Annotated in this window: 13 protein-coding genes; 4 read left to right on the plus strand and 9 right to left on the minus strand. The window is 39.2% G+C overall.

Annotated features, from left to right (window positions below; all coding sequences use genetic code 11):
* Nucleotides 1-22: 22 nt before the first annotated feature.
* From pyrF to BZZ03_RS01170, 3 genes are read right to left on the minus strand one after another with little or no spacing between them, the layout of a single operon-like run.
* On the minus strand, nt 23-742 hold the full coding sequence (pyrF, locus tag BZZ03_RS01160) for an orotidine-5'-phosphate decarboxylase (protein ID WP_019291647.1): 720 nt from the start codon (nt 740-742) through the stop codon (nt 23-25).
* The gene (locus BZZ03_RS01165) at nt 735-1,670 is read right to left on the minus strand and encodes a dihydroorotate dehydrogenase (RefSeq protein WP_086582130.1); all 936 of its coding nucleotides are present in this window, start codon (nt 1,668-1,670) and stop codon (nt 735-737) included. Before BZZ03_RS01165 ends, pyrF begins: the two co-directional genes overlap by 8 nt.
* The gene (locus BZZ03_RS01170; protein ID WP_086582132.1) at nt 1,670-2,455 is read right to left on the minus strand and encodes a dihydroorotate dehydrogenase electron transfer subunit; all 786 of its coding nucleotides are present in this window, start codon (nt 2,453-2,455) and stop codon (nt 1,670-1,672) included. The genes BZZ03_RS01165 and BZZ03_RS01170 overlap by 1 nt, the downstream gene beginning before the upstream one ends.
* 500 nt (nt 2,456-2,955) lie before the next feature.
* Here BZZ03_RS01170 and BZZ03_RS01175 point away from each other — a divergent pair, with 500 nt between their 5' ends.
* Genes BZZ03_RS01175 through BZZ03_RS01185 form a run of 3 tightly spaced genes read left to right on the plus strand, consistent with a single transcriptional unit; the run spans nt 2,956 to nt 6,101 of the window.
* Nucleotides 2,956-4,185: an SPFH domain-containing protein gene (locus tag BZZ03_RS01175; RefSeq protein WP_086582133.1), complete on the plus strand. Its 1,230-nt coding sequence runs from the start codon at nt 2,956-2,958 to the stop codon at nt 4,183-4,185.
* 21 nt (nt 4,186-4,206) lie between these two features.
* Nucleotides 4,207-5,307, plus strand: a complete 1,101-nt coding sequence (locus tag BZZ03_RS01180; protein WP_019293728.1) for a Rieske (2Fe-2S) protein — start codon at nt 4,207-4,209, stop codon at nt 5,305-5,307.
* The gene (locus tag BZZ03_RS01185; protein ID WP_019293729.1) at nt 5,304-6,101 is read left to right on the plus strand and encodes a TPM domain-containing protein; all 798 of its coding nucleotides are present in this window, start codon (nt 5,304-5,306) and stop codon (nt 6,099-6,101) included. Before BZZ03_RS01180 ends, BZZ03_RS01185 begins: the two co-directional genes overlap by 4 nt.
* A 27-nt stretch (nt 6,102-6,128) precedes the next feature.
* Here BZZ03_RS01185 and BZZ03_RS01190 read toward each other — a convergent pair whose 3' ends face one another.
* Both BZZ03_RS01190 and carB read right to left on the minus strand, forming a co-directional pair.
* Nucleotides 6,129-6,662 (minus strand): rRNA large subunit pseudouridine synthase E, encoded by a 534-nt coding sequence (locus BZZ03_RS01190; protein WP_019291653.1) that lies wholly within the window; start codon nt 6,660-6,662, stop codon nt 6,129-6,131.
* 90 nt (nt 6,663-6,752) lie between these two features.
* The gene (gene carB / locus BZZ03_RS01195) at nt 6,753-9,938 is read right to left on the minus strand and encodes a carbamoyl-phosphate synthase large subunit (protein WP_086582135.1); all 3,186 of its coding nucleotides are present in this window, start codon (nt 9,936-9,938) and stop codon (nt 6,753-6,755) included.
* A 584-nt stretch (nt 9,939-10,522) separates the two neighbouring features.
* Here carB and BZZ03_RS01205 point away from each other — a divergent pair.
* Nucleotides 10,523-10,957 (plus strand): Spx/MgsR family RNA polymerase-binding regulatory protein, encoded by a 435-nt coding sequence (locus BZZ03_RS01205; RefSeq protein WP_019291655.1) that lies wholly within the window; start codon nt 10,523-10,525, stop codon nt 10,955-10,957.
* A 42-nt stretch (nt 10,958-10,999) separates the two neighbouring features.
* On the opposite strand, the gene BZZ03_RS01210 is transcribed toward BZZ03_RS01205, so the two are convergent.
* The 4 genes from BZZ03_RS01210 to BZZ03_RS01225 all read right to left on the minus strand — a co-directional run bounded on the left by BZZ03_RS01210 (nt 11,000) and on the right by BZZ03_RS01225 (nt 15,135).
* Nucleotides 11,000-12,268 carry an ABC transporter permease gene (locus tag BZZ03_RS01210; RefSeq protein WP_086582137.1) on the minus strand — a complete coding sequence of 423 codons (1,269 nt, stop codon included), beginning with the start codon at nt 12,266-12,268 and terminating at the stop codon, nt 11,000-11,002.
* A complete protein-coding gene (locus tag BZZ03_RS01215; protein WP_061413350.1) occupies nt 12,261-13,160 on the minus strand; it encodes an ABC transporter ATP-binding protein in 900 nt (299 codons plus the stop codon). The genes BZZ03_RS01210 and BZZ03_RS01215 overlap by 8 nt, the downstream gene beginning before the upstream one ends.
* A 150-nt stretch (nt 13,161-13,310) precedes the next feature.
* Entirely contained in the window at nt 13,311-14,489 is a 1,179-nt protein-coding gene (locus BZZ03_RS01220; protein WP_086582386.1) for a coiled-coil domain-containing protein, read from the minus strand.
* Nucleotides 14,490-14,703: 214 nt separating this feature from the next.
* Nucleotides 14,704-15,135, minus strand: coding sequence for a flavodoxin family protein (locus tag BZZ03_RS01225; RefSeq protein WP_004258465.1), 432 nt, complete (start codon nt 15,133-15,135; stop codon nt 14,704-14,706).
* Between the last annotated feature and the right edge of the window lie 82 nt (nt 15,136-15,217).

The raw sequence follows: 15,217 nt of genomic DNA on the forward strand, positions 1-15,217 counted from the left end.
TTCATTCAGAGCTTTTTCTTTATTATGCACGCCCATTCCATTCATTTTTAATAGTTTGATAGGCTTGAATTGGATTTTCAGCACGAGTAATTGGACGGCCAACAACAATATAATCCGATCCGATATTGCGTGCTTCTTCTGGTGTCATCACTCGTTTTTGATCTCCCTTGGCTGTGCCTGCAGGACGAATACCTGGTGTCAAACAGATGAAATCTGGACGTGTGACACTTTTAATCTTTTGAACCTCATGAGCTGAACATACAACACCATCTAAACCAGCCTCATCTGTGCATTTAGCATAGTGTAGAACTGATTCTTCCAAACTTGTCATAATCATTTGATCATGGTGCATACTTTCTTGGCTAGTGGAAGTCAGCTGAGTGACAGCAATCAAATCTGCAACCTTTTCTCCAGCAGGTGTTCCAGCTATCAAACCTTCTTTAGCTTGCTGCATCATCTCAATCCCTCCAGCAGCATGAACATTAATCATATCTATTCCTAAACGGGCTAGACCTTTCATGGCTGAGCCAACTGTATTTGGAATATCATGGAGTTTCAAATCTAAGAAGACATCATGACCTTGAAATTTAAGGAAGTCTACAACAACAGGCCCTTCTTGATAGAGGAGCTCCATTCCCACTTTTACATAGAGTTTTTCGTGATCATCAAAGCGCAGTAAAAAATTTTTTACGTCGCGTAAGCTTGGGAAGTCAAGGGCTACCATTGGTCTTGATTCATGCATTTTCTTTTTTCTCCTTTTTTACTTCTTTACGTAATTCTTCTAAACTTTCAATCCCATACTTATCCATAAGTTCAGGAAGTTCATTAATAATTTTCGGACACACATAGGGATCGGAAAAGTTTGCTGTCCCTACTGCAACCGCACTTGCACCAGCCAGATAAAATTCAAGAACATCTTGAGCAGTCATTACACCGCCCATTCCGATAATCGGTAAATCCACTGCTTGTGCCACTTGGTGAACCAATTTTAAAGCTACTGGTTTAATCGCTGGACCTGAGAGACCACCTGTAATGTTGGCTAAAATCGGTTTACGAGTCTGCAGATTATAACGCATTCCCATTAAAGTATTTATCATCGTAATCCCATCAGCTCCTGCTGCTTCTACGGCCTGAGCGATTTCTACGATATCCGTCACATTTGGCGAGAGCTTGACATAAAGTGGGACATCCGCTACCTCCTTACAAGCTTTGACCAAATCATAAGCAACTTTCGGATCTGTACCAAATGCTTGCCCGCCATGCTTCACATTAGGACAAGAAATATTGAGTTCAATAGCTTTAACATTTGGTGCTGTCCCTATTTTATCGCAAACAGCTACATAATCATATAGTTCAGAACCGGCTATGTTAGCAATAATAGGTAGCTCAGGAAAGTTTTCATACAGCCAAGGCAATTTATCTGAGAGTACTGCATCTAGACCAGGATTTTGCAGACCAATCGCATTAAGCATGCCGGCACTTGTTTCTGCAACACGTGGCGTTGGATTACCATAACGTGGTTTAAGGGTTGTGGCCTTAACCATTATGGAACCCAGTTGATTTAAATCATAATATCGTGCATAGTCCTCGCCAAAGCCGAAACAGCCTGAAGCAGGCATAATTGGATTTTTTAGATTCAATCCAGGAAGTTCCACTGCAAGTCGATTCATTATATTACTACTCCATTTCCTTTAAATACCGGCCCGTCTTGACATACTTTTAAAGCATGTTCTGGGTCTTTTTTATCTGGGACAACACAAGCATAACATGCACCAATTCCACAAGCCATACGTGCTTCCATTGACAAATACAAGCGCTCTAAAGTTTCAAACCTTGTTGCTACGGTTTTTAACATCATTGGTGCACCACAAGCATAGACCACATCTACCTCTTGTTCAAGCTGATTGAATAAATGCCCAACATGTCCTCGAGAGCCATAAGAACCATTATCTGTAGCTACTTTTACCTCAATATTAGGGAGCTGCGCGAACTGCTCTTCAAGAATCTTGACTTCCGCACGTGCAAATCCGAGCAAAACCGTAATATTGCAGCCTTTTTTACTAAGTTGCTTCGCTAACTCGTACAGCGGAGGAACACCTATTCCTCCACCTACTATAAGGACTTTATCGTTTTCTGTTACTTCATCAACTGGAAATCCTTTACCTAAAGGACCAAGAATATCCACTGATTGTCCTGCAACCATTTTTGACAAAAGGTGGGTTCCCGTGGTTTTATCACCTCGACGATAGAGTAATGTACACGTTTTTTTCTGCTTATTCCAACTCGAAATCGAAATTGGCCGCCGTAAAAGTAATTCTTGACTGGGAACTTTTAATTGCAAAAACTGTCCTGCCATTTCCATATCATCTACCAAATCGCCTTGCAACACCAACTCAAAAATATCTTCAGCAACTTCTTTCTGACTAACAATAAGCATCTCTTCTTGAAGCTTCATTACTCCTCCTTTTTATAAAACGAATCCATTAGCCAATGCGTTTTGCAGGTCAAGAGTTCTTTATCTACAATGAACCAGCATATTAAAGCAGAAATAATAACTAATGTTTTACAACTCGCTTTGCTCCTTGCGTATTATCATTCTAATCTGCTAAAGCAGAAAGAATGACTGATGGTTCACCACTCGCTTTGCTCCTTGCGTATTATCATTCTAATCTGCTAAAGCAGAAAGAATGATAATAAAAACACCCGCAGAGAGGCTGCAGGTGTACAAAAAGCATCTATCATCCTTTTCTCATACTTAAAAGTACGCGAAACAAAGGGGATATAATTTATCGTATCCTTGCTAGCCTCTCTGGACTAAGTTAAAGGTTTTAAAGTATTATAACTTAAATTAAGAGGAATTACAAGAATCAATAAATCCTACTCAAGTTGTAAAAAAATCCTTTCTTTATATGGTATAATGAAAGCGTGTAATTTAAATAAAGACAGGAGAAAAATATGGGTATCATTAAAGCAGCGACAAGTAGCCTCGGAGGAACGTTAGCCGATCAATGGCTTGAAGTCATCGAACCAGAAGATATGTCCGATCAAACTGTGATGACCAAAGGTGTTATGGTGCGCAAGGACGATAAACGTGGTAGCAATCGTAAAGGAACTTCTGATGTCATTACAGATGGATCTGTCGTGCATGTCTATCCTAATATGATGATGCTCCTTGTTGACGGCGGTAAAATCATTGACTATACCGCAGAAGAAGGTTATTATACGGTCAAAAATGATACTGCACCTTCTATGTTTAACGGTGGACTTAAAGAATCTGTTCAAGAAGCCTTCTTTCGTTTTAAATTTGGTGGTGTGACACCTCAAAAACAAGAAGTTTACTATATTAATCTTCAAGAAATTAAAGGCATTAAGTTTGGAACAGCTACGCCTTTACAATACTTTGATAACTTCTATAATGCGGAACTCTTTCTCCGTACACATGGAACATATTCGATAAGAATTACAGATCCTATCTTGTTCTATGCTAATGCCATTCCAAAAAATCAAACGCAAGTTGAAATCTCAGATATCAATGAACAATATCTCCAAGAATTTTTAACAGCATTGAATACGTCAATCAACCTCTACTCAGCACAAGGTGAGCGCGTTTCTTTCCTCCCTTCAAAATCTGTTGAACTTTCAAAATATATGGCGGATACACTTGACGAAGAATGGCGCAAACTTCGTGGAATCGAAGTGGTCGCTGTTGCTGTAAGCTCAATCAGTTACACAGATGACAGCCAAAAACTAATCAATATGCGTAACCAAGGTGCAATGCTAGGTGATCCAAGTGTGCGTGAAGGGTATATGCAAGGTGCTGTGGCGCGCGGTATTGAAGCAGCTGGAAGCAATACTGGTGGGGCCATGCAAGCCTTTATGGGAATGGGCATGGGAATGAACCAAGCGGGAGATGTGCTTGGTCAGGCCAGTGCCTCAAATCAAGCCCAAATGGCTCAACAGGAAAAGGCAGCGACAAAATCGGAAGACACGTGGACTTGTTCAGCTTGTGGTACAGAAAATGCAGGAAAATTCTGTTCAAACTGTGGTGAGAAAAAACCTGAAGCGCAAGCTAACTTAAAGATTGAAATGGCTTGCTCAGCTTGTAATGCAGTCGTTAATTTAGCTAATGGTGTTCCAAAATTCTGTCCAGAATGTGGACAACCTTTCGTTGCTAAACCTTTATAAAAATCAGAAAAGAGGTAAATTATGAGCCAGTCGAAGGTTCTCACCCATCTCTGTCCTAATTGTGGCGGTCCCCTCTTATTTGATCCTAAAAGTCAAAAGTTTCATTGCCAGTACTGCTTATCTACCTTTACGGAAGAGGAAGTTACTGCCTTTGAAGCCAAACAAAAAGACAAGGGAATTCCAGAAGAAAGCATTCCAGATGTTCCTTTAGAAACTGATGAGGCAGAAACACCGATTGATGATCAGGTTGGACTCTTTGTTTGTCCTTCATGTGGTGCAGAAATTGTGACAGATGCAACTACTGCTTCTACTTTCTGCTATTATTGTCACAATCCTGTCGTTCTTTCAGAACGTCTCTCTGGGAAATTTCTCCCAGAAAAAGTTCTACCTTTCCAGATTGAACAGAAGGATGCTGAAAAAGCTTTCCTCGACTGGGTAGGGAAAAAGAGATTTGTCCCAAAAGATTTCTTTGATAAAAAACAAATCAAGCAACTTCAAGGCGTTTATTTTCCTTATTGGGTTGTTGGTGCAGATTTAGAAGGACAATTGCAAGCACGTGCCAATAGGATACGGGTCTGGATTGTTGGAGATTTAGAATACACAGAAACCAAGCAGTACCAAATTATCCGAGAAGGGAACAGTTCTTTTCAAGATTTAGTTAAAAATGCCTTGAAAAAAAATGAACCTGAAAAAATGGTTGGTGCGGTCCAACCTTTCGATTTATCCAAAGCGGTATCTTTTAAAAATCAGTATCTCTCCGGTTTTTTAACTGAAAAAAGAGATATTGAGTATGCAGAAATCAAGGAACGCGTAGATAGCGAATTACGTCAGTATTCCGAAGCGCTCATGCGCGACACAATTCAAGGCTACACTGCTGTAACCAGTGTTCACTCTCAACAAAGCATTAAAAATTTGGAAAGTGATTATGTGCTTTTACCACTCTGGCTCGTGACTTATCGTCAAAAAAATAGTGATAAACTTTTCTATTATGCAATGAATGGGCAAACAGGTAAAACCGCTGGTATCCTTCCTGTGGATAAAATGAAAGTCGCTCTGGTGGCACTTCTTATTTTCATCACTGTACTCATACTTGGCGTAACTGTGGGGTGGTTTGTCTCATGAAAAAGAAACGAATACTTTTAACACTATTTTTTACAGTAATTACACTCTGTACATTGTTTGCTTTTGCTAAAGATACTTCTGCGCAGCAGGTAGGTATTGACGATCAGGCTGCTCTTTTGAGTGACTCAACACAATCCCTTGAGCAAGAAGCTCAACTGCTTGCAAACCAGACCAAAGCTGGAGTTTTTGTAGTTACAACCATGGACGATACTGAATCGCCCAAAGAGTTAGCAGTCAATTATTTAGCACAAAAAGTCGGGCAAGGGAACAATGGTATTGTCTTGGTGATTAATATGTCACAGCGGAAACTTTATATCTGGGCAACAGGAAACTTGAAGTATTACATTACCTCTTCTCGGATTGAGTCGATTTTAGATGTTGTGCAACCTCAATTGTCCGATGGGAATTATCCACAAGCCATAGAGAGTTTTTATGCACAAGTGACGCATTATTATGAACAGGGGATACCTGGCGGACGAAAATATACGGTTGACCCGCAAACGGGAGCCGTTACTTTTCATCGTTCCTTCCGTCCTGCTTATATTCTAATTGCAGTTATTCTTGCACTCATATCCGCTGGTGCCTTTGTTATTGTTCTGGTCTCTCGCTATCAATTAAAGATGGGCGCACACTGGAATTATGGTTATCAAGAGAATGGAAAATTAAACTTATCCAAACAAAGCGATACGTTGGTCAACTCCTTCATTACTACTCGCCGTATTCCTAGAAATAATAACTCTAGTGGAGGCGGCTTCTCTGGTGGCGGAGGTTCTGGCGGTGGACGGAGTTTTTAATAAAACAAAAAGAGCAAATGCTCTTTTTTATTTTATTATCTTATACTTTCCTGAAGGAAGATTCCCCAATTCATAATTTCCAATCTTTGTACGGATTAAACGTAATGTTGGAAAACCAACATTGGCTGTCATTCGACGCACTTGACGATTTTTTCCTTCTTTGATAGAGATTTCGACCCAGCTTGTGGGTATTGATTTTCGCTCACGAATCGGTGGTGTTCTCTCCCAAAGCCACTCTGGTTCTGAAACTCGTCTAACTTTCGCCGGAAGTGTTTTACCATCTTTAAGCAAAACACCTGCACGGAGTTTTTGAGCTGCTGACTCAGTGAATTCTCCCTCGACCTGTACAAGATAAGTCTTATAAGACTTGGACTTGGGGTCAGTAAGCTTATGATTTAACTTTCCATCATCTGTCAGCAAAAGTAAGCCTTCACTGTCTTTATCTAAACGTCCTGCAGCATATACATTAGGAACATCAATATAATCTTTCAATGTTTTACGATTTTCAGTATCCGTAAATTTTGTGAGTACGTCAAAGGGTTTATTAAATAGTAATATCATCTCCTCTATTGTACCAAAAGTGGTCCAGCTTCGCACCTGCCATAAAGAAAATGTCACATAAAAAAAGCAGTACCAGTCTGCTTTTTTTGTTTAAATAACATTCATGGTAAATGAGCGGCTCTCCATCACACGAAGAATAGCTTCTGCTGTGTCTAAAGCTGTAAAGAGTGGAATACCACGACTAATTGCTTCCTGACGTATGAGGAAGCCATCTGTTTCTTGTGTTGATACGCGTTTGCTACCCATTGTATTGACAATAGCTTGAACACGCCCCATACGAATGTCATCAATAACTGTGTCCTCAGTGGATTCCGTCACTTTACCAACCTCTCGAACATAAAGCCCTGCAGTTTTTAGGTACTGTGCAGTTCCTGAAGTCGCTACTAGCGAATAACCAATATCAGCAAAGCGCTTTGCCATCTCTAAGGTTTCTGCTTTATCTTCATCGGCCACTGTAAAGAGAATTGACCCATGGTCAGCCATGTGCAGTTTTGCAGCTTCAAAAGATTTATAAAGCGCCTTTTCTAAGGTTGTATCTGATCCCATCACTTCCCCCGTTGATTTCATCTCTGGACCAAGGAGGCTATCAACTTTTGCCAATTTGCTAAAACTGAAGACTGGCGCTTTGATGTGGACCAGTTCAGATTCTGGGGCAAGACCTGAGACGTATCCAAGATCTGCTAATTTTTTCCCTAAAATCATCTGTGTGGCAAGTTGTGCCATCGGAATTCCTGTAACTTTTGATAAGAAGGGTACCGTACGTGAAGCTCGTGGGTTAACTTCAATAACATAGACTTTTTCCTCGTGGATAACGAACTGAATATTCATCATACCGATGCAGTTTAATCCTTCTGCCAATCGTTTAGTATAATCCACGATTGTCTCAATAATTTCAGGACTGAAGGTTTGTGGTGGATAAACAGCCATTGAGTCTCCCGAGTGAACTCCCGCACGTTCAATATGCTCCATAATTCCTGGCAACAAAACATCTTTTCCATCACAAATAGCATCTACTTCACACTCTTGTCCAGTCAAATAGCTGTCTACTAATACTGGGTGTTCTGGCGAAGCCTTGACTGCACGGTTCATATAATTACGCAAATCTGCTTCATTATCAATAATTTCCATAGCACGTCCACCTAAGACAAAGGATGGGCGTAGCAGGACAGGATAACCAATTTTTTCAGCATTGGCAACTGCTTCTTCTTCATTCGTGGCTGTTGCTCCCGGTGGTTGTGGAATATCCAAGTCGGACAAAGCCTTTTCAAAGGAATCTCGGTCTTCTGCACGTTCAAGGTCTGCTACTTGTGTTCCTAAAATACGTACTCCTGCTTTTTCCAAAGGTTCCGCTAGATTAATCGCTGTCTGCCCACCAAACTGAACGATTACACCTTTGGGCTCCTCTAAATCGATAATGTTCATGACATCTTCGAAAGTCAAAGGTTCAAAGTAGAGTTTATCCGAAATTGAAAAATCAGTAGAAACCGTTTCTGGATTACTGTTGACGATAATTGCTTCATAGCCTAAAGCTTGGATTGCTTTAACTGAATGAACAGTCGCATAGTCAAACTCCACGCCTTGACCGATACGGATTGGACCTGAACCTAGAACAAGGATTTTTTCTTTTTCAGATTTGACAGACTCGTTCTCCCATGCGTAAGACGAGTAGAAATATGGCGTACTACTTTCAAACTCAGCAGCACAAGTATCTACCATTTTGTAGACTGGCAGAATTTCACCATCTTTGCGACGACGACGTACTTCTGACTCTGTCACATTCCAAAGACGAGCAATCTCTTTATCCGAAAAACCATTTTTCTTGGCTATCTTCAAAATCTCTGGATCGAAAACGTTAAGTTCTAACTCTTTTTCAATCTCAACGATATGGAGTAATTTGTCTAGGAAAAAAATGTCAATCTTACTTAAAGCCGCAATTTCCTCAATTGGAATACCACGGCGAATCGCTTCTGAAATATAGAAGAGACGGTCATCCTGTGCTTTAATAATTTTTTCGTACAGGAACTCTTCTGTGACTTCTTCAGCACCTTCTAAACGGTTGTGGCTCACACCTATCTCCAATGAACGTACTGCCTTGAGTAAGCTTTCTTCGATGTTGCGTCCGATAGCCATTACCTCTCCAGTCGCTTTCATTTGTGTCCCGAGATTACGATCACCATTTTCAAATTTATCAAAGGGGAAGCGGGCAATTTTAGAGACAACGTAGTCAAGTGCTGGCTCAAACATAGCATAAGTCGTGTTTGTTACCGGATTGATGATTTCATCCAATGTCATTCCGATTGCAATTTTGGCCGACATCTTAGCAATCGGATAACCTGTCGCTTTAGAAGCTAAGGCAGAGGAGCGTGAGACACGGGGATTTACTTCAATCACATAATATTTATAAGAATGTGGATCCAAAGCAAGCTGAACATTGCATCCTCCTTCGATTTTCAAAGCACGAATGATTTTTAATGAAGCATCACGAAGCATTTGGTATTCAACATCTGACAAGGTTTGACTAGGCGCGAAGACAATCGAGTCTCCTGTATGTATACCTACGGGATCAAAGTTTTCCATGTTGCAGACCACGATGGCATTATCTGCCGAGTCGCGCATTACTTCGTACTCTATTTCTTTATATCCGGCTATTGATTTTTCGATCAAACATTGTGTCACTGGAGAAAGTTTTAATCCATTGGCAACTACCTCGCGAAGTTCAGCTTCGTTGTCACAAATCCCGCCTCCTGTTCCTCCCATCGTAAATGCTGGACGGACAATGATCGGGTAGCCAATCTCTTTTGCTTGAGCAACTGCCTCTTCAACCGTTGTGGCAATTTCAGATTCGCACAAAGGCTCCCCAATACTTTCACAGAGTTCTTTAAATAATTCACGATCTTCTGCCCGGTCAATTGCTGATAGTTTTGTGCCCAAAAGTTCAACCGAAAGTTCTTCCAAAATACCGCTTTCCGCCAATTCCATCGCCATATTTAGCCCTGTTTGACCACCTAAGGTTGGCAAGAGGGCATCTGGTCTTTCTTTGCGAAGGATTTTGCTGACAAACTCAAGCGTAATCGGCTCAATATAAACCTTATCAGCAATTTCACGGTCAGTCATAATCGTTGCTGGATTTGAATTGACCAAAATAACTTGATAGCCTTCTTCTTTGAGCGCTAAACAGGCTTGAGTACCAGCATAGTCAAATTCAGCAGCTTGACCAATAACAATCGGTCCTGAACCGATAATCATAATCTTCTTAATATCCGTACGTTTTGGCATAATATCCCCATTTCTAAAATTCCAAAGCAGCTGTGAGATAAACTTTGTACTACTCTCTGACAGACATTTTTCTCATTTCCTAGGAATTTTAAGAAAAAAGCACCTGCCAGAAAAAGCAAGTGCAAAGAAGATAGAGTATTCCCTTTTTATTCAAAAGGATTTAATATTCATGTTCACAACCTTGCTAGCCTCTCTGGACCAGTTTAAAAGTTTTATCTTTAGTAGAATATCATTTTCTAAAGATGCAGTCAAATGAAAACTTTGAGAGCTCTCTTCCTTGAGAGATTTCAGTGAAAAAAACTTGTATCAAAAAACAGTAATAAGATTTACATTAAATAGAAAGCGCCTTCTATTTAATAAATAAAAAAAGAAAAAAGTTCTTTGCTCTTTGAAAAATTATTCTATTATCCCTCTATAAATATAGTATAAACCCTTTATTTTAAATGAAAAATGCTACTTTTAAAATTAATTATAAATTTACAATTAAATTTTTATAATAATATCCTTGACACTTTCCGTAAAAATGTTATAATTAATTCATAAGTAAATTAGAAATAAATAAGATTTTCGACAAGGGGGATAATATGATAAAAATTTATACAGTTGCTGGTTGCAGCTCAAGCCAAAAAGCAAAAAAATGGCTCGTTGACAACGGTGTAGATTTTCAAGAAATAAATCTTCTTACAGATGATATTAAGAAAGAAGACTTTCTTGAAATTCTTGCTTTGACTGAAAATGGTACGGAGGAAATTATTTCCAAAAGAAGCCGTGCATATCAGAGTTTATCATTAGACCTTGAGCGATTTTCTTTAAATACTCTGGTTACAATCATGAAAGAGAACCGTTCCATTTTACGTCGTCCGCTTATTTTGGATGACAAGCGCCTTCAGATTGGTTATAATGACGATGATATTCGAAAATTTCTCCCACGTCCTGTTCGTGAGGTAAGATTGAGCGATATTAGTCGTAAAGTACGTGATATTGTATTAGAACGTGACTTCCATATTCATGCGAGTTAATAAAAAACCAAGACCTCTGAATTCAGAGACTTGGTTTTTTTATTAAGCTTTATTTTTTAACTTGTCTTCATTTTTGATATTATTAAGTGATTGTTTCAAAACTTTAAGTAAACCATCGCTACTATAGATTAAAACATTTGATTTATAAAGTCGAGCAGAGAACAGGAGTATAAACAACATCGTTACAAACATAATCCCCATGGAAATCCAGACTTGTAAATTACTTGCTACACCTGTTGCAATTTGCATTGGCAAGACAAAACTCGAAATAAAAGGGATATAACTTGTCACGGTCATCACGATATTATCAGGTTGAGAAGCAAAAATTACAGAAAGCATGTAACCAAGTAGCCCAATCATTGTCATTGGTGTTTGTGCTTTAGGTACATCTTCAACACGAGAAATCAATGAACCGGAAAGAGCTGCTAAAAATGTAAACAGGAGAATTCCTAAGATGACAATCGGAATTACGAGCCAAAATTGTCCAGTAAATACTTCTTGAAGATTTAAACCGTTAAGGAAGCTACGCATCATGTCATTATCTCTGAAGATTAGATAACCTACCCCAATCTGAACAGCATAAGCAAGAACATTGACTGAGCAGACTAAGATAATCCCCACTAATTTTCCATAAAAATGAGTTTCGGCTTTAACACTTGAAAGAATCACTTCCATGATACGTGTTCCTTTTTCGCTGGCAATTTCTTGCGCCACAATACTACCATAAGTTGCAACAAAAATCCAAATCATGACAATCAAAACTGTTGCTATCACCTGTCTCAAACCAGAATAATCTGTACCTTGAATTCGATTGCCATCCGCGTCAAACTCAACATGCACAGGCTCTAATTTCGCGGGAGAAAGAAGGTTCGTTTTTTCTTCTGGTGACAAGCCTAATTGAGTGGCAAAGACACTTTGCTGGATTGCTGTAAGTGTCTGTGAGACAGTCATTTGAGTTGCCGTATCAAGAGAACGTGTGGTTTCTAAGGTTGAGCTTATTTTCCCTTGTTCCATCTCTAAAGCTAAAATCGCGCCTACATCTTCATCTTTAAGTTTACGATTTGCCGCTGTTCTGTCCATTACTTCATACTTAATATTGCCTTTAACTTCAGTCAGCGCACTTCCAATTTCCTTGCTTTTTGTCACTACCGCAATACGATCAACATCACCTGCTCCATCATCCGCTACTCTTGCAATCACATAAATAACTAATCCAATAAGAAGCGGGAGAAAGACCATAACTAAAAAGGCAACTGATTTAACATTTTTACGAAAGACTTCTTTCACGATTGTCCAAAACTTACTATTCATGAGCATCACCTGCCTTCATTTTGAATATTTCTTCCAAGCTTGGTGGTTGTTGTGAAAACATCTGGATATATCCTGATTGTGTAACATAGTCAAAAACAGCTTTTCCTGCTTCTTCATTTTCTAAAGTTAACTCATAAGTACCATTACGTTCCACCTGTACTTCTTTTACACCTTCTAGCTGAGCTAATTCTTCTTGTGATACCGGTGCTTCAATAAATACTTTGGTCCGCCCAAAACTTTGACGTACAGCATCAACGGTTCCATCGAGGATTTTCTTACCTTCTTTTACCATTATCATCTTATCCACCATTTTTTCGACATTCAGCATATTATGGTCTGAAAAGACAACGCAGACTTTTTGCTCACGTAATTCAGCTACAGCTGTTTTGAGCAACTCTGCATTCACAGGATCTAAACCAGAGAACGGTTCATCTAAAATAACAAGCTTCGGTTCATGAATCAGCGTAGCTATAAGCTGAACCTTCTGCTGATTCCCTTTTGATAATGTTTTAACCTTATCTGTGCGCTTGCCTTTAACCTCAAATTTTTCCATCCAATAATCGATTTTCTCATCGATTTCTTTTCGCGTTTTGCCTCTTAGTTGACCAAAGAAACGCAACTGAGTTTCTATACTATCTTTAGGATAAAGTCCTCTTTCTTCTGGTAAATAACCAATAATGTTATATTCATCACTAGAGAGCGGCTTACCATTCCAGAGCACGCTTCCTGAATCTTGCATCAAAAAATCCAATATTAATCTAAATGTTGTTGTTTTTCCCGATCCATTTTGTCCAATAAAACCTAAAATTTCACCATCTTCAATAGTAAAACTCAGATCATCAACAGCAACAAGTTCTCCGAATGTCTTTCGGAGATTTTTCACTTCGAGCATCCCTTCCTCCTTAAAATTAAATGATAATCTTTTAACTTAGTATACCTTATTAAGTAGATATATTGAAGTAAAAACCTTATCCTTTCCTAGTTAGAGGTGAAAAATTAAAAAAGAAGCAAGTTCTCCTTGCTTCTTGTGTCTACTTTTTTACTAAGGACGGATAAAGCTCACGCCGGCTGTTGAACATTCACGTTCAGTCCCCCAACCACCGTTAAAGTTGCCTTCTTTGACTCTCATCGTAGAGCCAGAAACAGAGATGACTACTGCAACATGTCCAACGCCACCGGCACCCTGGTTTCCTGGTGGAAAGACAGCAATGGTTCCCGCTGCTGGGCCACTGTTTGCGTAACGTACCCAGTCTGCCGCATTGCCTACATATGTTGGAATTGCACCACCAAAGTAATCCCAAACATAAGCCGTACATTGTCCAGCTGGATATGGATTCGTCGTTGAAACTGGTGGTTTAGGATCTGTAATTGGCGGCTTAGGTTGCTCAATTTCAGGTTCTACAGTTGGATTGCCTTCATCAACAACTGGCGGCGCCACTGGAGCTGGTTTGTTTTCCACTACAGTTTCTTTGACCTTTTCCTGTTGGGCTACCACTGACTCTTGTGCAGCTACTTTTTGAGCTTGAACAGCTTCTTGTGCTGCTTGCTCAGCTTCAGCTTTTTGAGTTAACAATTCTTGTTTTTTGCCTTCTTCAGATGTGATTGTGGCTTGGTAATTAAGTTGCGCAACTTTAAGTTGTGCTTCTTGTGTTGCCAATTCATCGGCTTGAGTGCTCAACTCTTGTTGCAAGCGCGTGACTTCCGCGTATTTTTCCATATTATCTTTGAGTTTCGCTTGAACATTCTTTTGATCTTGTTCTTGCTGTACAATCATTGCCTTATTGGCACCTGCAACAGTCGACATAGCTGTGATTTTTTGAATGGCATTGGTTAAAGATTTAGAATCCAAAATTGCTGAAATATAATTCGTTGCTGAACCATCAGTTTGAGCACTTCGTGCTTGGGCTTCTAATGCGTGACTACGTTCCTCAATATTCTTATCCAATTCACGAATCTGTGTAGACTGCGCTTTTTGCTGTTCTAATAGCTTTTCTATCTGTTCTTGCATTGAAGTTTGCTTAGCTTTTAGAGCCCCTACTTGGGTCCCAACTGCTTCAACTTTCGCTTGAGCTAGACTGGCCTCATCCTTCAAGTTTGCAATCTTTGAGTCCTGTGCTGCCAACTTATTTTCCGTTGAATCTGCCTTTACAGCAGCTAAGGGAGCACCTGTAGTCAGGACAACCGTTGAAAGCATCAGTGTCATAATTAATTTCTTTTTCATAAATTTTAAATTTACTTCCTCTAGGTTTTCTTGTTTTAACATTACTATTGTATCACAAAACCTTTTATTTTTGTTACAGAAGCTGCTTATCGTGTTACATTTAAATTACCTATTATTGCACCGGCGTAACTTGTTTTTAATACACTATATAATTTAAAGAAACAAAAAAAGCTCCAAAATAAGGAGCTTTTAAATAAAAGGGCGTTAATTAATATTATAGTTTTGCAAGAACTTTATCAACAAAGGCATCAACTTCATTGATTTGTTCTTTTGTTAAATCACCACCAGCAGGTGCGAAAAATGTCATACCTTGCATGTTTAAATGCAAATCAAAAGATTCTTCATTAACTTTAATGCCTTTGTCTTTTGCTGCTGCAGTAATTTTTTTAATTGCAGATTCCAAGTGACCCGAAGTAGAAAAGGCAACAATTTGTTTGATTTTACCACTGTCTAAAGCTGCCAAGTATTCCTTCATGTCTTTTGTTACAGAAGCAAACCAAACACCTGCTCCAAGAAACAAGACATCTACTTCCTCTTCTAGAGGTTCAGAGATTCGTTCTGCTTTCACATCAATTTTTTTCGCAATTTCATCAGCAACTGCACGTGTATTTCCACCTCGTGAAGCATATCTTACTGCATATTTCATCTTAATAATTCCTCCTTTGTTCCTTCACTTATAGACTATCATATTTTGTGAAGTATGTGAAATTTCTAGCTTATAAATTTCG

The organism is Lactococcus petauri (genome assembly GCF_002154895.1).
GTDB classification, from domain to species: Bacteria; Bacillota; Bacilli; order Lactobacillales; family Streptococcaceae; genus Lactococcus; species Lactococcus petauri.